The sequence below is a fragment of the Paenibacillus sp. Root444D2 genome (assembly GCF_001426375.1).
Classification (GTDB): Bacteria; Bacillota; Bacilli; order Paenibacillales; family NBRC-103111; genus Paenibacillus_E.
Window position 1 is genome coordinate 329,413 of the sequence record NZ_LMEO01000045.1, and the last position, 25,084, is coordinate 354,496.

The window sequence follows — 25,084 nt, forward strand, 5'->3', positions numbered from 1 at the left end:
CATGCATCACGACTATCCGAGGTTACAACTTATGATTAATCTTTTACAACACCGTCTGCGCCAAATGCAGCAATTGCAGCAGTTTTCACAGCTTCATACATCGCTTCAGGCGTAATTTCACCTGCGATCAGACCTTGGAACTTAGGCACGATAACTTCTGTTTCCAATTTAATCGCTTTAGCACCCAGTTCTGTCGGAATATCCGAACGAGCCGGTGTTGCATTTTTCAGCATGTAGTCCACAGCAGCGATGTTCTCAGGGCTTCTGTCAATTTTCATGCTTTCAGCCGCTTTTTTACCGCTTTGCGTAATGTGAGCAGAAAACAGATCACTGTTTGTTGCTGCAGCATTTTTACCGCTAGCTAAGAAGTAAGCCGCTTTTACGACATTCGCTTTGTGCTCAGCAGTCGGTTCCTTTTTACCGCGGAACGTCATGTAACCGTCAACGACAGTAGCGAATGATGGTTTTGCACCTTGGAAAGTCGGAGCCGGCAATACCACATAATCAACCGGGATGGAATCTTTTACAGCGCTTGCATCAGCTGCTTTAAGTTTTGCGTTATTAGTTTTAGCGGAATTCTCAAACACCGCAAGACCTTTACCTGTGATCATCGTTTGACCTGTCAGGAACATGTTCCAACGTTTACCAGCGTCTACAGAGCTAAGCTCTTTCGGCATGGAGCCGTCATCGATCAACGCACGAAGATCTTTCAGAAGACCTAAGTAGTTTTTGCTAGTGTAAGCATATTTCAAATCTTTATTAAACGCGTGAGGCATGCCCGCATTTTTCGCCATGATACCCAAGTAGTCAACGGCTGCAACGCCCTTCACCGCGAACACGAAACCATAGCGTGTTTTGCCGTTTTCAGTTACGACGCCTTTTTTGACCGCTTGACGGAATTCATCGTACGTCCAACCGCTCGTTTGTACTTTTTTCCAATCAATGCCTGCCTTTTCCAGGTACGCTTTGTTGCCGCCGAGTGCGTGAACTTCCATGTACGCCGGGAAGCCGTAAAGACCTTTTCCGTTCTTCATGTATTCAAGCGGAGCTTTATCATAATCGTTAATCATTTCAGGAGTTGCTGAATCCGTAATGTCCATGAGCAATCCTTGCTGCAGATACTTAGGAATGCCGTCAGAGCCTCCGAACGCAATATCTGGCGGGCTGCCTGCATTCACTTGCGTATCCAATTTCTGTTTCATATCTTCCCAGCTTGCTGGTTCGATTTTCAATGTCAGATTCGGATACAATGCCGTAAAGTCTTTGGACATTTGTTCGAAAGTCTTTTGGTAGTTCGGTGAAACTGGCGGCAGCAAAGCCGTAATGGTGTCTTTAGCAGTTGAGGCGCCGGCAGTAGCCGCTGGAGCAGGCGTGCCTGCTGGTGTAGTTGTTGCTTTCGTGCCGGAAGTACCACCACAAGCTGTTAAAGCCATGGTTAAAGCTACGACGGATGCTAATACGGGCATTTTTCTTTTCATGAAAATAGACCTCCATTTATGGGGATCTTTGAGCGTAGCTCAAAGGTCTCTCCTTTTTATATTAAGTATTTCAAACAACTTTGCTAAAAGTACGTATGGCTGTTTTCAATCGGCCGTCACATTGATTCAATGCTCGTTCTGCCTCCGCTGCATCCAAACCGGTTTTTATCATCATAATCGCTAATTTACAATTCATGGAAGCGCTTTCCAAATGGGCAATAGCGCACTCTTCATCTACCCCTGTTGCTGCCCTAATGATTCGAACAGAACGATCATACAATTTGATATTACTTGCCTTCATATCTACCATGAGGTTGTTATACGTCTTTCCAAGCTTCACCATCGTACAGGTCGTCAGCATGTTTAGAACCAGCTTCTGTGCTGTCCCCGCTTTCAATCGGGTAGATCCCATAATTGCTTCCGGCCCCACCACTGGCGCAATACAAACATCACAGACAGGCTCTAATTTCGAATTTTTGTTATTCACTACGCCGATCGTTGCTGCACCAATTTCCTTTGCTTTTTTTAAACTGGCAATGACGAATTGTGCGCTTCCACTGGCCGTAATTCCGATAACAGCATCCTTGTCTGTCACACCGCACCGTTCAATGAGTGCGATCCCCTCCTCCGCGTTGTCCTCAAAACCTTCAACTGCAATTCTTAGCGCCCCATCGCCACCGGCGATATGACCTTGCACCAGCATGGGGTCAATACCAAAAGTAGGAGGACATTCAGAAGCGTCGAGCACACCGAGTCTGCCAGAAGATCCAGCCCCTACGTAGAACATTCTGCCACCGTTTTTTAGAACATGATGTAAAATATCAACCGCTTTCATAATTTGCGGTATTTCTGCTCCCACAGCAGCGGGAACCTCAGCATCCTGCTCATTCATTAAACGCAGCATTTGTTCCGTTGTACATTCATCCATAACCAGTGTTTTCTCGTTAATCTCTTCCGTAGTCAACCCCGACAGATACTCATCCATAGCCTTCCTCCTATCCTGTTTGCTACAATTTCTAATTTCATACTAGCGAAAAATTTCATGATGGTCAATAGTTTTTGAAATTTTATTTCTTATTACAATAAAGTTTTGATTTTTTATTTTATTTTACAACAAAAAAAGACAACGACTTGATCTTGCTAAGGCGTTGTCTTTGTCTTTTATTTACGATGCTTGCTGCTGGCTATAATATCATGCGTTTTAGCTAAATATTTCTTAACTTTCTTGTACTCCGCACTGGCTACACCCGCAAAAAGAATATCAATTACCGTCAGCATGGCAATTCGCGATCCCATGGCACCGCTTCTGATGGTTACCTCTGGTGTTGAGATGCTCAAGACGATATTCGCCTTATCTGCTAACTCGCTTTTATTATATTTGGTAATTGCAATAATACATGCGCCATTTTTTTTGGCTATTTCTAGCGAATCGAGAATTTCCACCGTACTGCCGGAATTCGAAATAAAGATGGCTACATCACTTTTGTCCATCAGCGTAGCTGCCGTGAGTTGGCTGTGCCCGTCCGTGTAGGTATGGCACATCTTGTTAATCCTTGAAAATTTCTGCTCCGCATCGATACCGACCAGACCGGAAGCACCAATTCCGAAAAATGCAATACGGTTACTTTCACGCAGGACTTTTACAGCACGGGCTATTTCATTTTTATCAATGACACTGAGGGTGTCTTCAATAGATTTACTATTATTGCGAGAAATATTAGAGATAATGACAGATAGATCATCCCCAGGTTGAATATCGGTGTACTGATCCTTCTCATCATCGTCCATAGATCCAATTGAAGCTGAGATACTTACAATAAAGTTCCGGTAACCTTTATACCCCATCGTTTTACAGAAACGAAGAACAGATGCGTCACTGGTCTTCGTCAGCCCGGCAAGGCTCTTAATCGAAAGATGCGGGATTTCCTCTAAATTCTCCAAAATGTACTCGGCTACCAACTTCTCTACAGGAGTTAGGCTTTCTTTCATATCACGAATTTTTATCAAAATATTATCATTAATTGACATATATATTATCTGTTCACCCTATTTTCTCTGAGCTAAAATTTTAATCTCATCATACGAATAATTGCTCAAAAAAACAAGATTAATATCTAAAATAGGACACAATTTCGAATATTAAGTCAAGAAATTTATTTTCAAAATAAACCACTCAAAGTAAAATTAAATTTCAAATTATATTGCAGCGTTTCTGAATGCGATGCTATAATAGCAGCGAGATTGAGCTAAATAGGAAGGGTGACTACATGGATGAATAAAAAATTGAAAATAGCGATTATTGGATCAGGAAGCACCTACACCCCAGAATTGATTGAAGGAATGATTAAGCGAAAAGACGTATTACCAATAGATGAACTAGTACTCATGGATATTGATGCAAGAAAGCTAAACATTGTAGGCAAACTCTGTGAGCGCATGATACAGGCAGCAAATATTCCTTGTCGAGTCATCTTAACCGAAAACTTGGATGAAGCGCTGCAGGATGCGGATTTTGTGTTATCACAAATTCGTGTGGGTAAGCTGCCTGCCCGCGTACTCGACGAGACCATTCCTCTCAAATACGATTTAATCGGGCAAGAAACCTGCGGAATCGGTGGATTTTTTAAAGCCATGCGCACCATTCCTGTTATGCTTCATATTGCCGACCGTATGAAAGAGCTGTGTCCGGATGCTTGGCTTATCAATTTCTCCAATCCAGCCGGAATTATTACAGAAGCTCTGCTTAACCATTCCAACGTGAAGATGCTAGGTCTGTGCAATGTTCCTTTCAACATGTTCAAGAGCATTCGTGAAACCTTGCAATTAGACCATGCTAGCTTTACCTATGTGGGACTTAACCATTTAAGCTGGATTACTACGATTGAGCAAGATGGTAAGGATTATGTGAAAACGGCACTTGATATGGGGCTTAACAGTGAAGCGATGAAGAATATTCCTTCAAGCGGATTCAGTAAAGAGGTCGTTCAGATGGTGGGAGCCATACCTTCTTCTTATTTGGAATATTATTACTTCAAAGAGAAGAAGCTAACATTATTGAAAGAAAGTGAATTAACTCGAGGCGAGAAATGTATGCAGATCGAAGAGGAGCTGCTCAATATCTACTTGGATTCCGAACTGCATTCAAAACCGGAACTGCTTTCCACGCGTGGAGGTGCCAACTACTCAGAAGTAGCCATCAGTTTAGTCGATGCCATCTATAACGATAAACAAGAGGTACATGTAGTCAACCTTCTTAACAACGGGGCATTAGATTTCATGGAAGACTCCGACGCGGTTGAAGTTTGTGCCGTTATTGGTAAAAATGGCGCCACACCGATCAAAGTTACGGATTTCAATAATCAACATATCATTGATTATATGCGTATGGTCAAAGCCTACGAACGTGAAACCGTAGCTGCTGCAGTGAACGGCAGCGAAGATGCCGCCATGCGCGCGCTATTGATGAATCCATTGGTTGGTGATTATGATGCCGCGCATAACTGCTTCAATGAGTTGAAAGAAGCCCACAAGGCCCATCTCCCACAGTTTTTCTCTAAAGAGAAGTAGTCATGATAGTTAAAAGCTACATTATTGGTGTCGACGGCGGAAATAGTAAAACGGACTACTTTCTATTTGATATCCTAGGGAACTTTGTAGACCATATTCACACAGGTACATGCAGTCACGAGCAGTTCCCCGACGCATACCTGAGCTCATTCCGAATCATGAATGAAAATATTCAGCATTTGCTGACGCGCAATCAGATAACGATGGATCATATAGCAGCCGGTGCTTTCGGATTAGCTGGCGCGGATATTCCATCCCAGAAAGAAAATTTATGCAAAGTCATTGAGCGTATCGGCTTTATTCACTATGCCATGGACAACGATTCATTCCTGGGTGTTAAAGCTGGAAGTGAAAAGGGCTTCGGCATTTGCTCCATTAATGGCTCGGGCTCCTCTACGGGAGGGATTTCTCCAAGTGGAAAGCGCCTTCAAGTCGGCGGTGTTGGCAGTGAGCTATCTGGGGATGAAGCTGGAGGGTTCTTTCTAGCCAGAAAAGTACTACGGGCTGTATATGACTTTTTCTACCGTATGGGGCCAGGAACCATGATGACTGAACCCGTCATGAAGCTGCTGCAAATACCCAGTAAAGAACTGTTCATTGAATACACCTTGAACGGCATACAAAAGCGAACAACTCCCACCACTAAGCTGGTGCAAATCCTGTTCTCCGCGGCAGATAACGGGGATTCCGTAGCTTTGAATATACTAGATAACACGGCCAAGCAACTGGCCTACTCCACGGTTGGCTGCATGCACAATCTGGATTTTGACCATGAAGTCGATATCATTCTTGCAGGATCAGTTTGGGTCAAAGCTGAAAGTCCTCTGCTGCTCCTAAACTTCAAAAATCATATTTCAAACTTGACCAATCACAGCTGCAATTACATCCTTCTAGAAGTCCCACCTGCAACTGGCGCGGTCCTATGGGCACTGGAACTTGCCTATGGTCATCCAGTGAATTTAGATACTCGTCTGAAAGTGATTGAAGCCGTAGAACGACACGATATTTTATAGTATAAAAACTCTCACTATAGCAATTAGAATATGCTTAGGGAACGACGAGGCGTTATATCGCTGTTTTTAGCCTCCGGCTCGTTTCATTTGGTCAAATAGCGCTTTCTCTTTCCTCTTATTCGATTTCAAGCTCCGATTTCCCCAAATAACGATTCGACGTTCCCCAAACTAAAGGTCGGATGGCTTTCCCATGCAGACGATGGAAAACAAAAAAATAAGTGGGCAAGAATTAATGAAGTAAGACCCGAAAGATGAACACTTTGAAAAAAGTGACCTCTTTCGGGTCTATTTACGTTTACCATGAATAAGAAAGGGGTATAGGATCACACGTGAGAAATAGTTGGAGTAGAGGGGAGTTAAGGTTTGAATGAATGAATGAATGAATGAATGAATGAATCCATCTTCTGGATAGAATGATGTTGTAGAAAATGCAACAATTCTGTCCAGATCCCACCTTTATGCCTTCGATGTTGCATAATGTACAAAAATTTTTCCCCATATACGCCATTTCGCGACAAATGGGTTCGAAATGCTGTACAAACTACAACATTTGCTTGCAAATCAGCCTTTAAGCGTGTGAATTGTTGTAGAAACTACAACATTGGTAATCACGGTAGCCAAACGAAGTTGCTGAACGACAATAAAATCGAATTTTTGGAGTAGCCTACCAGTTTTTAGGCACACAATGAATGAATAAACAGCCTCTATCAACCAGCATTCAAGCTAGCTGTGGCTTTGCCCCTACGTGAAAATTGAATTAATTACTTTAGGGACAGATCCTTGTTCAGCTGTATGACCGAACCATGTCTTGCACCCTTGGGCACATGTACTTGGTCCGTAATATTGTTCCATGTCATCAGATCAGTAGAACGGTAAGCTCCATAATAATGCTCTTGGAATCCGTCAACTAACAGAATCCATTCCTTGCTTCCGTTTCTCTCCACATTATAAAGCGTCGGTCCCTCCGTGAGCGCTGGGGTTATCAGTTCGGAGATGTGGTTGACCGATGGGCGATCACTATCCTCCTTCGCTACGATACAGAAGCGAATGGCTTTATTAGCAGTTCCCTTCTCATTAAGACCGCGTTCGTCTTTAAACAGCATCAAATAACGATCATCTAGATCCGTAATGGTGGCATCAATAACGTTATAACCCGGATCAAAGAAGATCTGCGCTTCCGAGAAATCCTTAAAGTCAGTTGTGGTCGTAGACCAAATTCGGTGATTTCTCGGACCCGCTCCTACCGTAGAAGACCATACAATCCGGTATGCCTGCTTGCTTGTGTCATAGAAAATTTCCGGCGCCCAAGTATTCTGGGTTTCCGGAAGGTGCTCCATCACGGGGATGAGTTTGGCACCCTGCCAATAGATAAGATCCATGGACCATGCGTAGCCTATGCTCCTGCTCTGCCAACCGTCCGTCCATACGAGGTGAAACTTCCCAGCTGCGTCTTCAATAACAAACGGATCGCGCAGCTGCTTCGTTCCAATCGGTGATTCCCAAATAGGGCGCCCATCGTTCAATTCCTTCCAATGGTAACCGTCCTCACTAGCAGCAAGAAACAACTTCTCTTCGATTTCTGTAAAATAGCTGAATAAGTGCACGTTGGCTAAGTCTCCTTGTTTCGGGTAGATGGTCGCTGTCTTCGGCATTCTTAACACCATCTATCATAACATGATCGAACTAGGTCATGTACCTCATAAAGCCTCCAACAAACGTTGTCGCTCATTTGAACCCATCGCTAAATGAATAAGGTGAGCCACCAATTTTTTCTGTTCTGGATTTAACCGTGCAAACACTCTTGGTTCTAGTAGACACATTTCCCTGATCACAGATTCCAGCTCTTCTTTTCTGATATTGTCCTCAGGTTCGTCTTTAAAAGTAGGAAATGCCTTGGATTCCGCAAAGTCTTCAATAACATGATCTGCTAATAATCCCAAGTAGGGCTTCCTTTTTTGCTTAATAAACGTGTTGATTTCTTCAAGTAAAAATTGAAAGGCCTCGCTTCTTCTACTTGCTCCAAAAGATAATTCCAGTTGTCCACCGTTGTCTTCACTATCAAAATCAAAATGATCAAATCCTTTACTTTGAATATAAACACTATGATAGAAGGAATCACCTTTATTATTAAAAGTTGTCGGCTGCTTATGCTTCTCTGCTAAATTTGAATCGATAAAGTAAAGCTTGGAATATTCATGATTGATTCGATCTTTCCAACGCACATATTTGATTGCAAACTCCGTTTGAGTAGGCTCATGAACGATTCTAAAACATTCTCTTTCGGCTATCACAAACGAGTAGTCTAAGGATACGCCATCTATTCTAACATCGAAATGTTTTTCAGCATGAAGTTCCAGGAACCACCCAAACTCCTTACATAAAAAAGCCAACAAATCCTCATATACAAAGTCTTTCATGATATTATGAAAAGTTACCATCGTCCCTGAATCTTCATCTGTTAAGATGTTATTCGTAACTTCATAGGTATCCAAATTTTTCGAATGAATACGAATGGTATACGTATTTTTTAGAAGGCCGTCCAAATATGTCGTTTTCCATGTTGCATCGGAAGCAAAGTGATGAAAGGTTAATCGACCGATGCCATTCTTTCCATGCATGGCTGATGTCGTTCTGACTCGCTTTTCAGGATCAACTTGCTTCTCTGATTCAAAAAATGGCGTAAACTTCCGATCTAAATCTCTTCTATCTATGCCATAACCATTATCAGCAATGACAATTTGATCTATGCCGCCTAGAACATTCTTATGCAGCTTAACATCCACAACGGTAGCTTGCGCATCGAATCCATTCCAAATATATTCAGAGATTGCTTGCAAATAATCAAACTTACGAAGAGTTTTTTCGATACCTTTTGAGGATATTTCTATTTTGCTTTTGCCCAAAACGATCAACCCCTTCAATGATTAATGAATCACACCAACATCTATAAATCTATCATATTCCAAATCTATCATTCCGTATGTCGATTCATGCTTGCCTGATGCAAATCTTTTTCGACAAAAAAAACGACACCTCAAAGGTGTCGTTTTCCATTACTTCTTAATTTCCTCCAGTGGAGAATGATGTCCGTAGAACGTTTTTTCTCTTATAACCGGGGCTGTCCATTTCACCGCATTGGCGATTACGCGCTGAACATCTTTGTTGTGATAGGTAGGATAAGTCTCATGACCTGGACGGAAATAGAAAATTCGGCCTTGACCGCGACGGTAGGTGCAGCCGCTGCGGAACACCTCACCACCCTCAAACCAGCTAACGAAGATTAATTCATCAGGTACAGGAATATCAAAATGCTCTCCGTACATCTCCTCTTCCGCCAAATCGATAAAGGGCCCAATGCCCTCAACGATTGGATGAGATGGATCAACAACCCAAAGCCGCTCCTTCTCATCCGCTTCTCTCCAAAGCAAGTCGCAGGATGTCCCCATTAGCTTGCGGAACATCTTGGAATGATGGCCTGAATGCAGGACAACCAGTCCCATCCCCTTATGTACACGGTTACAAATACGATCGACGACATCATCCTGAAAGCCGTTGTGATCGACGTGACCCCAATAAATGAGAACATCGGTAGCATCCAGCCTATCTTGGGTAAGTCCATGCTCAGGCTCATTAAAGGTTGCAAAGCTAATCTCAAAGCCATCCTGCCTGATACCATCAGCAATGGCTCCATGCATCCCTTTGGGATAGATCCGGGCTACTTCTTCTTTTCTTTGCTCTTGCAGAAATTCATTCCATATCGTTACTTTAATCATACAACTCGCTCCTTTTTGGATAAATGAATGCAGTTATATGGTTCTCGTTACTCCGTCTTTAGCTGAATCTATGATCGCTTGCAGCACTTGTTGATTACGGTATCCGTCTATGATTGTAGGGAGTAATGGCGAGTTAGCCTGTTCCAAATAATCCACAAAATCCTGCAGCATGGGCTTCATCGATGCCTCGTCCAAGTGAATGACTTTTTCTATTAGCTCTAGCTTTTCGCCTTCTCTAACCGTCAAATGAACTTCGTTCGGTGATTCGACTGAAATCCTGACGGTGCCCAGATCACCGAACAACGTAACATGAAATTGATTTTTCGTTCCAATTGCATTTTTATGGGTATAAAATGTGCCCATGACCCCGCCTTCAAGCACACACTGGAATCCGGTAAAGTCATCCACGTCTACTTCAACGTGCTGCTGCGTTCGCGGATCCGTTCGGTGATCGATAAACGTGCTCATCATGCCGGTAACTTGCGTAAATTCTCCTACAAAAAAGCGTGCCGCATCCACCATATGAGAGCCTATGTCCGCTAAAATACCTGATCCTGCCATCTCTTTGTTAAATCGCCAGGTGTACTCCTTGTTAAACATAGGCGCGTTTTCCTCTTGTAAGTAGTGAGCGGCAATATGCCGAATACGCCCTAAACTCCCTTGTACTACAAGTTGTTTCACGTATTGAAAGCAAGGCCTGTAGCGGTAGGAAAACCCAATCATGCAGGGTATCGGATTCTTTTCATATAAGCCTAATAATTCATCCGCCTCTTCCATCGTTCGTGTGAAAGGCTTTTCGGAAAATATCGGTTTACCGCATTTGATCGCATATTTTAGGATGTCATAATGGAATTTATTCGAGACACCGGAGATGATAAAATCAACATCGGTATCCGCAATAATCGCTTTATAATCGCTATAGCGCTTCTCAGCTGATAAGTGTAATCGATCACCAACCTCTTGAACGGCCTTCGTATTCACATCACAAATGGCTGCAACTCTCGTATTCGCGATTCTCGAAAGATGGTTCATATGATAATCGCCAATTCCTCCAAGGCCAATAATGCCTACGTTCCACAGTTCTTTGTTCATCCTGCTGCCCTCCCGATATTTTCTTCAACTACTTATCCAATCGTCAGACAAGAATTTCTTTCAATAATTTTGCTTTCTATAATCATATTTTCCAAGAAATCCCCTTGCAGAACGCCTAGTTGGTGCATTAACAATCGGACAGATTGAGCCCCTAATTCCGAAGGCTGCAAATCCATGCTAGTCAAAGACGGGTTAGATTGAACCATCATAGAGAGATCTCCGCATATGACAAATAGAGATACATCTTCTGGTACCCTGAGATTCAAATCCTTGAGTGCATTAAGGACACTGAATGCCGTGCGGTCGTCATCTGCTATTATCGCTGTTACCTTTTTCTTCTGTTCACCAAGGACATTAATCGTCTCTGCATACCCATAGTCCATGTATTCACTTGTATGTAGGGCAGGCTTATGATGAATCATGTGCTCTTCTACTTTGAGCTGATGATCTTCCATCGCCTTGATAAAGCCTGCTTTTCTATCGATGGACACAGTCATAAACTCATTTGCATTTAAGAACATAATGTCTTTATGACCTTTGTCTATCAAATACTTGCATATACTGTCAATAATCTTGTGATTGTCGTTATCCACGCTGAAAGCTTTATGAATATTGGTATTCATGACTCTACCGACAGTAACAAAGGGAATTTGTTCACCATGCATGAGGTTGATACGGTCGTCATCGGTCGTCGGGCTCATCACAACAGCACCATCAATCGGATAACTCGACAGGAATGGTGTTTTCACCTTTTGCACAGGAATCATATCCAGCAGAACTCTGTATCCATAAAAGGAAGCTTCCAAAATAACGCCATTGATGAACTGCGTATGAAATGCGCTAAAAAAGAAGCTGCCATGCGGGATGGTCAACCCGATCGCCATGGTTTTCTTCGTAGCCAAGCTTCGCGCAATATGATTAGGCACATAATTTAATTGTCTGGAGACCGTCATTACTCTTTCTTTCACTTCGTCGCTTGTGGGTCTTTTTTGGCTAAAAACATTCGACACTGTCCCTTTAGAGACTTTCGCTAATTTTGCAACTTCATCAATTTTAGCCATTTATGATCAAACATCCCTTCAGAAACCATCCACTTATCCTAATTCTTCATTGAGTTTTTCTACTAAATCGATTAATTCCAGCGGATGATTGATCGTATAGTCGGGTATTTCACTTTCGTCTGCGTGCAATTTCGGATATCTAGGCGTCCAGCTAAGGAAGATACTCGTAATTCCCATAGCATTGGCTCCTTTAACATCGCGGCTCAGGTTGTTGCCAACCATGACAATACGAGAGCAATCCTGCTCGCTGAGATCCAATGCTCCAATCGCGGCTTTAAACATACGGGAACTTGGTTTAGAAGCTTTAATCGTCTCTGAATAAATCATCGTGGTAAAATAATCATACAATCCATTTTGCGTTAAAATATTTTTGAACGATTGCGCCCTACCGTCGGCTACGATGGCCAGTATATATCCACGTTCGGCAAGCGTCTTCACCATAATATCGGCCCCTGGAATCACATTCGCTTGAATAACAATATCGTTATCATCTCTGATTTCGGTTCCTTCATCAATAATGGTATCCCCGCAGTCTAGAAAAACAATAAGCTTCTTAGCATTAGGATCAATCGTTGTCGTATCATTCGTTGACTTATGACTCATGGATTACACCTCTTAAGTTTAATTGATTCGCATAGTGGCATGCAGCATAATGATTTTCGCCGACGGCCTGCAGCTCTGGTTCTTCCTGTGTACATTTATCGGTCTTATACGTACACCTTGGATGAAAGTGACATCCGCTTGGAGGATTAGCTGGATTAGGCACTTCTCCTTCGAGAATAATTCGATCTTTCTTATAATTCGGGTCTGGCTCAGGTACAGCCGACAATAGCGCTTCTGTATAAGGATGCTTGGGATGATCAAATAACGAATCCACCGGTGCCAGTTCTACAATTTTCCCTAGGTGCATTACCGCTACTCTGTCGGATATGTTTTGAACGATGGATAAATCATGTGAGATGAAAATATAAGTGATCTGAAGCTGCTCTTGCAGGTCCTTAAGCAAGTTAATAATTTGGGCTTTAATAGAAACATCCAGCGCCGATACAGCTTCATCACATACGATTAGCCTCGGTTGAGAAATAAGTGACCTTGCAATGGCGATACGCTGTCTTTGCCCTCCGGAAAAGGCATGAGGATATCGTTTGAGATAGCTGACATTTAACCCGGTCTTCTCTGCGATTTGGGTAACTTTATCATCCAATTGTGATTTCGTCAGCTTAAAGTTGGCAAGCAGCGGCTCAGCTATAATGTCGTACACGCTCATTCTTGGACTTAGAGATGAATAGGGATCCTGAAAAATCATCTGAATATCTTTTCTATACTTCTTGAATTCCTTGCCTCGCAGCCCTAAGAAATCAACTTGTTCTTCGCCTTCTGGTTGATAAATGACTTGCCCTGATGTAGCATCCATCCCTCTGACAATACAGCGGCCTAATGTCGTTTTGCCACAGCCTGATTCGCCGACAATGCTTAGGGTCTCCCCCTCCAACAGCTCAAAAGAGACGTTGTTCAAAACACGAATAGATGAAGGCTTGCTAAACAGTCTATTCTTGGATTTTACTTGAAAATCCTTATTTAGATTATTTACTTTCAGTATAGGTTTAGACATCCTTATTCTCCTTCGCCTTCATCCTTATAAAGAAAACATCTAACCATATGGCTATCGGATATTCGAGTTTTCGGCACGGCTTGTTTATTGCATACACCATCAATCCGATCCTTACACCGTTCGTAAAATCCGCACATTGGAGGCATATTGAATGCCATCGGAACTGTTCCTTCGATCGATTCTAAACGTGTATGTCTATTTCCGCCTAATCTTGGCATCGATTTGAGCAGACCCTTCGTATAAGGGTGTTTAGGATTATTGAAAATTTCTTCTACTGTCGATTGCTCAACAATTTTCCCCAGATACATGACGGCCACTTCGTCGCACATTTCTGCTATGATCCCAAGATCATGCGTCACCAGCAGAATGGCCATGCCAAATTCCTGTTGGAGTCCCTTCATAAGCTCTAACACTTGGGCTTGAATGGTTACATCCAGCGCAGTCGTAGGCTCATCGGCAATTAACAATTCCGGATTGCAGGACAAGGCCATTGAGATCATCGCGCGCTGGCGCATGCCGCCGGAAAACTCATGCGGAAATTGGTCGAACCGCTTCTCTTGATCGGAAATACCAACTTTACTAAGCATTTCTAGCGCTATCTTCTTGGCTTCTTTTTTATTTTTGGTGCGGTGGATTAAAATGGATTCCATGATCTGATTCCCGATCGTATACATCGGTGAAAATGCCGTCATGGGTTCTTGAAATATCATGGCAATTTTGCGACCGCGAATCGATCGAATTTGTTTGCCTCGCGAATCTAGAGATAACAAATCCAAATCGTTTAGCGCCTTCTCAGAGGTGGAGTGATAAACAATCTTCCCTGAGGTTTCACATTCTTTCGGGTTAATGCTGATAATCGCCCTGCTGGTCAGACTTTTCCCGCAGCCGGATTCGCCAACTAGGCCTAATGTTTTTCCTTTTTTTATCTCAAAATCAACACCATCTACCGCTTTCATTTCCCCATTATCCATTTGAATTCGAATTTTGAGGTCTTGAACGGAAAGCAGGGGTTGTTCGGATTGTGAAACAGAAGCTTGAGATGTCATAATATCTCCTCGCCTTACGCTAATATGATTATTTCTTGTATGGATCAGCAGCATCGCGTAATCCGTCGCCTAGAAAGTTAAAGGTTAATACGGTAACAATGACGAATCCTAAGGGGATTAGTTTCCAAGGATACAAAGCGACATTCTCGATCTGTTGAGCCTCCTGAAGCAGGACCCCCCAGCTGGTAGCAGGAGAGCGAATACCGAGTCCGAGAAAACTCATGGCCGTCTCGCCGAGAATCATACCGGGTATGGCTAATGTTGTTGCTACTACCAAGTAGCTGATAAAACCAGGCAAAAGATGTTTAATAATAATTTTAGCATCGCTAACGCCGGCTATTTTGGCTGCTAGCACATATTCTTCATTTTTCAACGAAATAAACTTTCCTCTTGCTACCCTAGCTAGCTCAGTCCAACCAATAAAGGCGAAGATAATGACGATATAGATATACATCGTTACTACGGGCACACGCGGTGGTATGGCAGCCGATAGTGCCATCCATAGCGGCAGCGTCGGAAATGAACGAATAATTTCAATGAACCGCTGAATGACTGAATCGATCCATCCTCCGAAATATCCTGATACACCGCCGATAAACAAACCTAAGACAAAGCTGATCGTTACGCCAATGAGAGGGATACTTAATGAAATCTGACTTCCCATCACAATTCGCGATAATAAGTCTCTGCCCATCCCGTCCGTACCGAAAATAAATACACGACCAGGTTGATCTACGCCAAATAGATGTCTATCCGTTGGAATCAATCCAAGAAATTTATAGCTTTCACCTTTGACAAAAAAGCGGATCGAATGGCGAACCTTTTCATCTGGAACAAAGACTTTCCGAAGTGTAACCGGGTCTCTGGCAGACTTTAGATCATATACAAACGGTCTAAATTGAAACTTACCCTCGCTATCTTTGAAGCTTACTTTAGCTGGAGGCGCATTTACATATTTACTGTCGTAGCTCTCCAGCCCGTAAGGCGCTATAAACTGAGCAAAGATGGCAGCTATGTAGAACAAGGCTAGAATCACTAAGCTAATACGGGCTAATTTATGCTTCTTTAACCTGTGATACATAAGACGCCATTGTGAACTGTAATAGACATCGCTATTCTTTTGAGGCTTGATCACGTTTACTTTCTGATTCCCTGCTATCGGAATTGTTTTCATAGGTTACGTACCTCTGAACTCTGTGCGAATTTTTGGATCGAGCCATGCCAATAAAATATCCGAAATCAATGTCCCTATAACCGTTAACACAGCCATAAACAATAGCCAAGTGCCTGCCAAATACATATCCTGAGCTAATAATGCGTTATACATAACCGGGCCTTGAATGGGTAAATTCAATACGATCGCCGTAATCGTTGAACCTGTGAAAATGGAGGTTAGTGACCATCCAATGGTACTAACGATTGGATTCATAGCTGCGCGCGTTGGATATTTAAGCAATATTTTCGTTTCCGATAAGCCTTTTGATCTAGCTGTCACCACATTCGGCTTATTCAATTCGTCCAGCATTTGACCTCTCATGACTCGAATTAGCTCTGCCGTATTCGCCAAGCCAATGACAAGAACGGGGATAATCATATGCTTCAGCAAATCAAGAACCTTGTCCATCGACCACCCTGAATTGACGAACTCACTCGAAAATAGCCCTAGCAAGGGATCGCCAAAATATACATAAGAGAGATACATTAAAATAATAGCCATCAAGAAATGCGGGGTAGCCATGCCAAGAAAGCCAATTGCTGAAAAAATATAATCACCTATCGAATATTGTCTTACCGCACAGTAAATACCGATTGGGATCGCCACCGCATAGGTAAAGGCCATCGTTACCAAAGAGACGATGATCGTTAACCCCATATACTGCGCTATGACGTCCATAACCGGCCTGTTATAGCTGAACGAATACCCGAAGTCGAAATTAAAAACAATATTTTTCATCCACGCTAGGTATTGCATAAACCATGGTTGATCCAATCTTAAGCTTGCTCTCATTTCATCCATATCTTGTTGCGTCATCACATCGCCTGCCACAGACATCTTAGCCGCATAAGTCGATACATAGTCACCGGGCGGCAGTTGAATGATGTAGAAGACGATCATTGAAATAAAAATAACGACGGGTATTACCAATATGATTCTTCTTAAAATATATTGGAGCATCTCTATCCAAACCTCCGCTTCATTCGAAGATGCTGCTGAAGACCAATAAGGGGGAAGTTAAGTTCCCCCTATTGGTTACAGGTTTAACTTATGGTTTGATAAAAAATTGCGATGGATGACCATGCCCTAAGCTGCGGAATTCATCTGAGAAAACCAAATCTTTCGGTACGTTGCCCATTTTATTAGAGGCGACGACCAGCGTTGGCGTTGGACCGGCATAACCAATAATCCATTGATTCTTTTGATGAAGCTTAATGATCTCATTTCCCCATTTATTGATTTCCTCTTTACTTGTAGATGATTTTACTTTGTTCCAGTAGTCCAGAATTAACGCTACATCACCTTCTGGCTTGACGCCTTCTTTGCCATTGGAAGAAGTAAACAATCCGTAATGTCCGAACCAAGGGGTCAGCACTCTCAGAGGAACAAGCGTATCAGGCCGGAAGGCTACATTGACTAACGAAATATTCTCAGTAGTGGCTGGGATTTTATTCGAGTACTTGAGCTCCTGCTGAGTTCCTGCATCCACAACCTTAACGTCCATCTTAATCCCTACTGCTTGATAATACTTTTTAACTAATTCTAGAAAAGTTGCCGTGTTGGTGCTGCCCTCAATAACCGTTATCGTTAAATCCGAGCCGTCTGCATTCAAACGGAAATTATTTTTATCCCGTTTCGTCAAACCTAACTCATCCAATAATTGATTGGCACGATTCACATCGAATTTGCTCCACTGGTCCGACCAGCCTTTCTGGAAACCAACTAAGCCCTCCGGAACTGATGCTTGAACAGGAGCACCTAAACCATTCGTAACGATCTCGGAAATTTCTTTACGATCAACTGCAACGGACAGCGCTTCTCTAAACCGAATATCCTGAAACAGCTTGCGCAGGTTAGGGTCCGGAGTGGTCTGATTGAGTTGAATGCCGGCACTTGACCATGTTGGCGTTGTCCAAGGCATCACCCGGAACCCTGCTTTCTTCTCATTTTCTTTCAATACGGTGAAATCTTTAAAATCAAAGGTAAGAAGATTATAATCTCCCGCTAGTGTACCAAGAACTCTTTGAGCAGGGTCTTGTACTTTGGTAGCGACAATGCGGTCCATATAGGGTAGTTGGTTGCCTTCGCTATCCACTTTCCAATAATAGGGATTGCGTTCCATAATAAATTGATCACTATTCGGATCGTTTTTAGCGACCCAAGCTCTTAAAGTCGGAATTTGTGGGTTTACCCAATAGTAATAGCCTGTTGCTACCAAGAACGATTTGACATCTTCAAAGCCCCATTTTTTTGCGATTTCAAGTGCTTTATCTTGGCCTACAAATTCAGGTAGAATCGTTTTCTGGAAATGTGCCGGTGCAAAGAACCACTTGTTGTCAATGGCAACGCGCTCCAGGAACAGCACGCTTGGATACTTATGTACAACCTTAAAGCTGTAATCATCAATTTTCGTAATTTTAGCTAAAGCTTTTTCCCCTGTCACAGGATCGACGGAGTAATAAGCGTCATATATTTTTTTGCCGAAAGTTTCTTTCGTTAGCATGTGCTCCCAGTAGAACAGGACATCATCGGCTGTGAATGGCATGCCGTCTGACCACTTCATGCCCTTCCTTAAATAAATGGTGAATTCGGTTGAATCTTTATTCACATCAAAACCTTTGGCCACATTAGGTTCAACAGCACTTCCATCCTTGTTAAAACGGAAAAGCGCCTCCTCTGACGGTTGACCGACTGCCCAACGATCATTAGGCCCGGTCCAAGGCATTTTCCAGTCGCCGCCGTATTTACCGATCTCTTCGGTTACTTTTTCCACCATGATATCTTCCTTAACCGGCATACGCTCAGTCACAGGCTTCAGTGAACCTGCACCGACTAGCTTCGTTAACATTGGGGCTTCTTTGTAGCCGTCTGCCTTCACGGGAGCTGATGCTACAGGCGCCTTCGTTGCCTGAACAGCTGAACTTGGCTTTGGATCACTTTCACTCTCACATGCTGCAAAAACAACAGCAAAAATCAACATCATCCCTACAAAAAACAACTTGTTCTTGTTCAAACCTATCCCCTCCATGGTTATACTGGTACTTCAATCTTCTTCATCAAGTTCTGAAAATTGTTTCCCTTCACCTCCTAGGTCGATCACGCATTAAACCGGTTTAATACAAATGAATGAGCAGTATGTAGGTCGTAAATCAAGTTAAGTATATATGGTGTTAAACCGGTTTAATTGAATTTACAAAAATAATAATTGTAGGCGCTTAATAATCTATGAGTTAGAGGGGATATAATCCACTCTCTCTTAAACCGGTTTAATACAGGAACAGCATACGTGTAAGCGCTTTATCTTTTGTAATATCGTACATCGGATTTAAGTCTATTGCAACACTTTTTTTGGAAGAAATTAGGGGTAGTAAAAAGCAGGAATGCCACTTCCCGAAGCTAAAACAAGTAACCGCGCTTCTCGACATGCTCTCCCGCGCGTCCGTGCTGAATAAGCGCGAAAAACGCGCTTACAGCGAGAGCTTTACGAGCCGACAGAGTCTGAGAAGCTGAAATGGACTTCTCAGAAGTCCATCCCGCTCGTCCGCAATGAATAAGCGCCGAAAACGCGCTTATTCAGGAGCGCCCGAGTAAGTAAGCGCGAAAACCGCGCTTACAGCGAGAGCTTTACGAGCCGACAGAGTCTGAGAAGATGAAAATCGACTTCTCAGAAGTCCATCCTGCTCGTCCGCACTGAATAAGCGCTGAAAACGCGCTTATTCAGGAGCGCCCGAGAAAATAAGCGTGAAAAACGCGCTTACAGCGAGAGCTTTACGAGTCGACAGAGTCTGAGAAGCTGAAAATCGACTTCTCAGAAGTCCATCCTGCTCGTCCGCACTGGATAAGCGCTGAAAACGCGCTTATTCAGGAGCACCCCAAACCCAAAACATATAAATTCAAAAAAGGCCGTGAGGGCACACCTGCCCACAGAGCCTTTCTAATCAATCCTTCTTATTTCATTGGACTTTGACTTTCCCTTTTTTATGGGTATACATGCGATGATCCGCTTGGATAATTAATTCGCCTAAGGTTACGGGCATAGCGGGATTATAATGAAATAATCCGAGACTAATCGAAAGATGAAAGATTCGGCCAGCGTTCAAATTAAAGCTATGTAACCTTTGCTGGATTTTCAAGATCATTTCCTGTTCAAATGTATCTAAACTGGGTGAATGTCCATGCGTATCCGGTAAAATAACGGTGAACTCATCGCCACCCATACGGGCAATAATATCAGAATCGTAGAAAACCTCTTTCAATATATTCGCCGTATCCATTAAGGCCAAGTCTCCCATATGATGACCATAGGAATCGTTGATTTGTTTCATGCCGTCCAAATCGGCAACAATCAAATAAAAGCCATTGCCTTCTTGTGCATTTGTATTCATAACTTGCTGCGCTTGGTTAAAAAAACCTCGACGATTGTAAAGACTCGTCATTTCATCAACAATCGATAAGTTATAAAGCTCGTCCTGAAGGCGATGACGTTCAATGGCATAACGCATCGAACGCATAATCACCGAACTGTTGACTTGTCCTTTGATCAAATAATCCTGAGCCCCATGCTGAACGGCATTTATGGCAACCTCCTCATCATCAAGCCCGGTCAGTACAACGATTGGGATTTCAGGCGCTTGCTCCCGAAAGCTGATGATTGTTTCCATGCCATGACTATCCGGAAGTGAAAGATCAAGTAAAACAACGTTAAATTCATCCTTGGTAATCAGTTCAATGCCCGTTTCCAACTGATCGACCCATTTCAACGCAATATTCTGATTATCTGTATCCGATAAAACTTCTCGAATCAATCGAGCATCTCCCGGATTATCTTCAATTAATAAAACCTTGATCAATAGTTCTACCTCCTAGGCAGCTTAACAAGTGTAAGCCAAAAATTTTCAATCGATCTTACGACTGTTAAAAACTGCTCTAAGTTGACAGGCTTGGTGATATAACAATTCGCATGCAGATCATAAGCTCTTAAAATGTCTTGCTCTGCTTCGGAAGTCGTTAAAATAATGACTGGAATATACTTCAGCTGCGGATCTTTTTTGATTTCTGCTAGAACTTCGGTGCCATTGATTTTGGGAAGATTTAGATCTAATAAGATAATGTCCGGCATAATCGCTTCCTGGTAGCTGCCTTCGCGCCTAAGGTAAGCCAAAGCCTCCTCACCATCTTCAACCACGCTCAAATTATTATTAATTTTCCCTTCCTTCAGCACTTCGACAATTAACCGAATATCTCCGGGATTATCTTCTACTAAAAGAATTTCTACATTCTGACTAAGCTTATTATCGATCATGTAAGTTGTTCTCCCCTGTCTGGCAGCGTGAAGTAAAAGGTTGTCGATTGACCCGCTTCTGAATCAACCCATATTTTCCCGCCATGTCGTTCTACAATTTTTTTGCAAATGGACAACCCTATGCCAGTCCCTTGGTATTTTGTTTTATTATGGAGTCTTTGAAAAATGAGGAAAATTCGGTCCCTATACTTCGGATCAAAACCAATTCCATTATCACGAACAGAAAATAACCACTCATTCCCTTGCTGTTTAATTCCGATGTGAATGATGGGTGCGCGGTTGGCATCGCGAAACTTAATGGCATTACCAACTAAATTTTGCAATAATTGCACCATTTGTGTAGGATCAGCCAGCAATATAGGCAAAGGATCATGCGTGACCAACGCATCACACTCTTGAATTGCATGCTGTAGATTCGTAGATACATGCTGCAGCACCACTTCAAAATCAACAGACTTAAGCTCCTTCCCCTTCGTACCCACCCTGGAAAAAGCCAATAAATCGTTGATCAAATTCTGCATGCGCTGCGCACCATCAACCGCATAATGAATGAAATCATCCGCGTCCTGATCTAATTGACCTTGGTATCGCTTTGCTAGTAGCTGCACATAGCTGGCTACCATCCGTAAAGGCTCCTGTAAATCGTGCGAAGCAACATAGGCAAATTGCTCTAATTCCGCATTAGAACCAGCCAAATCTTCCTTTTGCCGTTTAAGCTCAAGCTCATTGTCTTGAATATTTTGCGACATTTGGTTAAATGCTTCACATAGCTGCAGCAGCTCAACGGGAGCTGCCTTCAAACTGCTGTAATCGATTTTATAATGATAATCGCCTTGCTTCAGTCGTTGAACCCCTTTCAATAAATGCTGAACGGGATGTTCAATATGGTACGATATTCGCAGCATCAAGATAAAACCAAATGTAAGCATGATACAAATGATGATTATCATAACAATTAATTGCCTATTAAAGGTTCGATACACTTCATCTCGCTCAATTTCGTTAACAGCGATCCATTTTCCGTTATTCACTAACTGGTAAGTCCCGAAAACTTGCTTGCCGCGGTAACTCTCATAGGTCGAGGTTGCTTGTATCCCTTGCTTCGATCGTTCGAGAATATCGCTGTTCAACTGAAATTCCAGCCGTTTCCAATTTCCCTTGAACCGCGATTCAGTGACTAGATAACCGTTTCGATCAATCAAATACGATTCACCGCTGTCTCCATAACGAAATTGCTCCATGAGCTTATCAATCGTCTTTAACGAAACCGTCCCATAGATAACACCCTCAAGTTGCTTCTTTTTATTCATAACAGGAGCAGAAAATAAAATCATCGGTTGATTGGTGACTTTGCCGAGCATTACGTCAGATATATATTCACGGCCTTGCGAGGCCTCTTCCAAATAGGTTCGTTCGGTAAAATAAGCGCCAATTTGGTTCATGGTACTAAATTCCACAATTCCCTCTTTATTAGCAAAAGAGACCGCTTCAAACTCATGTTGATGTGACGCAAAGAAGGTAAGGTTATTTTGAATACCATCCGAATCCAGCTCTACGGTCGATTGTAAATTTGCTAGATTGCGGATTTCAGAAGCTCTTGCAGCTACCCAACTATCTATGGCCGTTTGCTGAATCGCACTGTCTTTGCGCATCGAATTCATCTGATTGTTTTCCGTTTGACGATACTCTAAAAAGGAATAAGATGAAATGGTAAGCAGTCCAACCATAAGCACTAAGGATATTCCAAAAAATCGCAATCTTGCTTTTAAACTGTGAAGCCGAAGCAATCGCAATATGAGGTTCATTGGTCCTTCACCCTCAATCTAGAATAAGGGTCGCCTTATCCTTTATATAATTCACATCGGCTTCTTTTAACTCATTTTGAAGCACTTTCCCTGACAAAATGTGATTTAACGCCGCATTTATGGCGTCATTCGCTGAATTGGTAAACAAATGTCCCGGATTGATCGATGTTGGATAAAGCTGCAGTGCTTTCTGCACATCCTTCATCGCCGGATTGGAGTACTCAGCAATCACATCTTTAAAAGCAGATAAGGCAACGTTCTTGCTATATAGCGCCAACATATCTTTATCGAGCAAAAGTGACAATAAATATTTAGCTTTTACTGGGTTTAGTGTCTTCGCATTAATCGACACTTGCTTATCTGGCGCTGCTGCCATTACCGTTTTGCCATTTTGATCCGGAAGGGCGAAAAAGCCCATTTTAAAATCAGCCGTCTTGCTATCTACAACCCCAGGCGTCCAACTGCCCATCAACTGCATAGCGCCTTTTCCGTCAATAAATTGCTGAGTCGATTCCTCATAGCCTATTTGAGAAGCATCCGGATTAAAAAAGCCATTATGCGCGAGATCGGCAAATTTCTGCATGGCGTTGTTGACTTCGGGACCGTCAATTTTCACTTTGCCCGCATATAAATCCAATTCAAAGTTAGGGTTTTGGAGAAACTCTGACGTTGCGGCAATGGGCAAGTAAACGCCCTGAATCGTCCAAATATCTTTAAATCCGCCTATGATCGGCGATATCCCAGCCTGTTTGATCTTCGCGCTCAACGTAATAAATTCATCCCACGTTTTGGGCGTCTGCAGCTGCATACGATCAAAAATAGTTTTATTGTAATACACGCCAAAGGTGCTAACATCTAGAGCCGCTCCATAGGTTTTCCCTTTATAGGCAACTGTTTGTTTCGCGGATTCAATCATTCGCTGGGTCCAAGGCTGATCCGATAAATCCAGCAAATAACCTGCTTTTGCGTATTCTTTGATCTTCTGATTAAAAAGGATATCGGCGGCTTGGCCTGATTTTAACTGGTTTTCTGTAACCTCGGCAAAATTCGCCTCATCCAATTTATCCCATTGGATAGTAGCTTTCGGATATTTTTCTTTAAACTTCTTTTCTACCGAATCAAAATATCCGTTTTTATCCTGAGCCCAATAGGTTACGCGCAGCGTAAACGCCTCATCGGTTCGATCTTCCTGCTTTTGAGCTTGTCCATTCGAAGGAACTGGCTGCTTCGCTGCATTACTGCACCCTGCCGTAGTAATTATAAAGGACAATGCCGTCAGACCAATGATCCATTTACGCATCCGTTCATTCCTCCTAATTTAGTTATAAACTTCGATCTCATAGATTCTGGCGTACCCGTCAAATCCTGACTGCGTCCCCTTTGTAATGTACAGTCTGACGTATCTTCCTGTTGCATTCACATTGCGATCCGTAGTGTTTGCTGTATTCCCTGTCACGGTATCGGCATCTGTGAAGGTAGTGCCGTCATTACTCACCTGCAATTTATAATCCTTCGTATTGAAATTGGTTGATTCTCCATTGACAGCGGCGTGCTTCACGACCCAACGGCTAATGTTAGTCACATAGCCCAGATCAATCTTTAACCAATTCGGGGATGCCGCAATAGATGCCCATTTCGTACCTATCGAGCCGTCAACCGCATATTGTGGTGCTTCACTCGACAAATTATAGGCATTTGCCGTGGCTGTCTTGTTTAGTGCTGCATTTCCGCTTGCGGTACCATATACTTCAAATTCATCAATTCTTGCATATCCGTCATAACCGATTTGTGTTCCTTGCGTTATATACAGTCTAACATATCTGGCGTTCGTATTGATGGTGCGATCCGTTAAATTTGTCGAATTCCCTGTCACCGTGTCGATATCTGTGAAATTTGTCCCGTCACTACTTACCTGCAGCTTAAAATCACGTGTATTATAAATCGCTGATTCTCCGCCCGCTCCCGCATGTTTAACGACCCAGCGCTTCCAGGTCCGTTAAACGTCTATTTCCGGTTGGTTTCATTAATTGTACGCGTTAATTGATCCGTCGCAGAAAAAAAAGACCTGTAAATTCCAGGTCCCAGGGTCACTCTATTAAATGTCAACTCGCGATCACAT

The 25,084-nt window shown here is 42.7% G+C and carries 21 protein-coding genes and 1 pseudogene; 2 read left to right on the top strand and 20 right to left on the bottom strand.

All coding sequences use genetic code 11. The features are described from left to right. Nucleotides 1-35 precede the first annotated feature (35 nt). The 3 genes from ASD40_RS23055 to ASD40_RS23065 all read right to left on the bottom strand — a co-directional run bounded on the left by ASD40_RS23055 (nt 36) and on the right by ASD40_RS23065 (nt 3,506). Complete coding sequence (locus tag ASD40_RS23055; protein WP_057305499.1) at nt 36-1,478, bottom strand: ABC transporter substrate-binding protein; 1,443 nt, start codon at nt 1,476-1,478, stop codon at nt 36-38. A 70-nt stretch (nt 1,479-1,548) separates the two neighbouring features. After that, nucleotides 1,549-2,463, bottom strand: coding sequence for an N-acetylmuramic acid 6-phosphate etherase (gene murQ / locus ASD40_RS23060; RefSeq protein ID WP_057305500.1), 915 nt, complete (start codon nt 2,461-2,463; stop codon nt 1,549-1,551). A gap of 176 nt (nt 2,464-2,639) precedes the next feature. Then, on the bottom strand, nt 2,640-3,506 hold the full coding sequence (locus tag ASD40_RS23065) for a MurR/RpiR family transcriptional regulator (RefSeq protein WP_057305501.1): 867 nt from the start codon (nt 3,504-3,506) through the stop codon (nt 2,640-2,642). A 243-nt stretch (nt 3,507-3,749) separates the two neighbouring features. Here ASD40_RS23065 and ASD40_RS23070 point away from each other — a divergent pair, with 243 nt between their 5' ends. Beyond that, nucleotides 3,750-5,045 (top strand): 6-phospho-beta-glucosidase, encoded by a 1,296-nt coding sequence (locus ASD40_RS23070; protein WP_057305502.1) that lies wholly within the window; start codon nt 3,750-3,752, stop codon nt 5,043-5,045. Between the two features lie 2 nt (nt 5,046-5,047). Beyond that, nucleotides 5,048-6,058, top strand: a complete 1,011-nt coding sequence (locus ASD40_RS23075; protein WP_057305503.1) for a BadF/BadG/BcrA/BcrD ATPase family protein — start codon at nt 5,048-5,050, stop codon at nt 6,056-6,058. Nucleotides 6,059-6,819: 761 nt separating this feature from the next. On the opposite strand, the gene ASD40_RS23080 is transcribed toward ASD40_RS23075, so the two are convergent. The 17 genes and pseudogenes from ASD40_RS23080 to ASD40_RS39145 all read right to left on the bottom strand — a co-directional run. Next, entirely contained in the window at nt 6,820-7,710 is an 891-nt protein-coding gene (locus ASD40_RS23080) for a glycoside hydrolase family 43 protein (protein WP_235549355.1), read from the bottom strand. Between the two features lie 45 nt (nt 7,711-7,755). Beyond that, nucleotides 7,756-8,961, bottom strand: a complete 1,206-nt coding sequence (locus ASD40_RS23085; RefSeq protein WP_057305504.1) for an ATP-binding protein — start codon at nt 8,959-8,961, stop codon at nt 7,756-7,758. Nucleotides 8,962-9,111: 150 nt separating this feature from the next. Continuing rightward, complete coding sequence (locus ASD40_RS23090) at nt 9,112-9,831, bottom strand: ThuA domain-containing protein (RefSeq protein ID WP_057305505.1); 720 nt, start codon at nt 9,829-9,831, stop codon at nt 9,112-9,114. Between the two features lie 33 nt (nt 9,832-9,864). After that, nucleotides 9,865-10,923 carry a Gfo/Idh/MocA family protein gene (locus tag ASD40_RS23095; RefSeq protein WP_057305506.1) on the bottom strand — a complete coding sequence of 353 codons (1,059 nt, stop codon included), beginning with the start codon at nt 10,921-10,923 and terminating at the stop codon, nt 9,865-9,867. Nucleotides 10,924-10,955: 32 nt separating this feature from the next. Then, nucleotides 10,956-11,984 (bottom strand): LacI family DNA-binding transcriptional regulator, encoded by a 1,029-nt coding sequence (locus tag ASD40_RS23100; RefSeq protein WP_057305507.1) that lies wholly within the window; start codon nt 11,982-11,984, stop codon nt 10,956-10,958. Between the two features lie 33 nt (nt 11,985-12,017). Beyond that, entirely contained in the window at nt 12,018-12,587 is a 570-nt protein-coding gene (locus ASD40_RS23105; protein WP_057305508.1) for an HAD family hydrolase, read from the bottom strand. Next, complete coding sequence (locus ASD40_RS23110) at nt 12,577-13,596, bottom strand: ABC transporter ATP-binding protein (protein ID WP_057305509.1); 1,020 nt, start codon at nt 13,594-13,596, stop codon at nt 12,577-12,579. Before ASD40_RS23110 ends, ASD40_RS23105 begins: the two co-directional genes overlap by 11 nt. Nucleotides 13,597-13,598: 2 nt before the next feature. Then, nucleotides 13,599-14,642 (bottom strand): ABC transporter ATP-binding protein, encoded by a 1,044-nt coding sequence (locus ASD40_RS23115; protein WP_057305510.1) that lies wholly within the window; start codon nt 14,640-14,642, stop codon nt 13,599-13,601. A 28-nt stretch (nt 14,643-14,670) separates the two neighbouring features. Beyond that, complete coding sequence (locus ASD40_RS23120; RefSeq protein WP_057305511.1) at nt 14,671-15,816, bottom strand: ABC transporter permease; 1,146 nt, start codon at nt 15,814-15,816, stop codon at nt 14,671-14,673. A 3-nt stretch (nt 15,817-15,819) separates the two neighbouring features. After that, nucleotides 15,820-16,818, bottom strand: coding sequence for an ABC transporter permease (locus ASD40_RS23125; protein ID WP_057305512.1), 999 nt, complete (start codon nt 16,816-16,818; stop codon nt 15,820-15,822). 88 nt (nt 16,819-16,906) lie between these two features. Then, a complete protein-coding gene (locus ASD40_RS23130) occupies nt 16,907-18,871 on the bottom strand; it encodes an ABC transporter substrate-binding protein (protein WP_235549356.1) in 1,965 nt (654 codons plus the stop codon). Between the two features lie 940 nt (nt 18,872-19,811). Continuing rightward, entirely contained in the window at nt 19,812-20,708 is an 897-nt protein-coding gene (locus ASD40_RS23135; protein WP_057305513.1) for a GGDEF domain-containing protein, read from the bottom strand. Nucleotides 20,709-20,713: 5 nt separating this feature from the next. Next, entirely contained in the window at nt 20,714-21,160 is a 447-nt protein-coding gene (locus tag ASD40_RS23140; RefSeq protein WP_200957457.1) for a response regulator, read from the bottom strand. Then, on the bottom strand, nt 21,157-22,965 hold the full coding sequence (locus tag ASD40_RS23145) for a HAMP domain-containing histidine kinase (protein ID WP_057305514.1): 1,809 nt from the start codon (nt 22,963-22,965) through the stop codon (nt 21,157-21,159). The genes ASD40_RS23140 and ASD40_RS23145 overlap by 4 nt, the downstream gene beginning before the upstream one ends. A 13-nt stretch (nt 22,966-22,978) precedes the next feature. After that, the gene (locus ASD40_RS23150; RefSeq protein ID WP_057305515.1) at nt 22,979-24,265 is read right to left on the bottom strand and encodes an ABC transporter substrate-binding protein; all 1,287 of its coding nucleotides are present in this window, start codon (nt 24,263-24,265) and stop codon (nt 22,979-22,981) included. A gap of 18 nt (nt 24,266-24,283) precedes the next feature. Beyond that, nucleotides 24,284-24,751, bottom strand: a complete 468-nt coding sequence (locus tag ASD40_RS39470; protein WP_442952723.1) for a discoidin domain-containing protein — start codon at nt 24,749-24,751, stop codon at nt 24,284-24,286. Continuing rightward, nucleotides 24,731-24,940, bottom strand: a pseudogene (locus tag ASD40_RS39145) (discoidin domain-containing protein); the annotation flags it as partial. The pseudogene ASD40_RS39145 and the gene ASD40_RS39470, both read right to left, overlap by 21 nt. Nucleotides 24,941-25,084 lie beyond the last annotated feature (144 nt).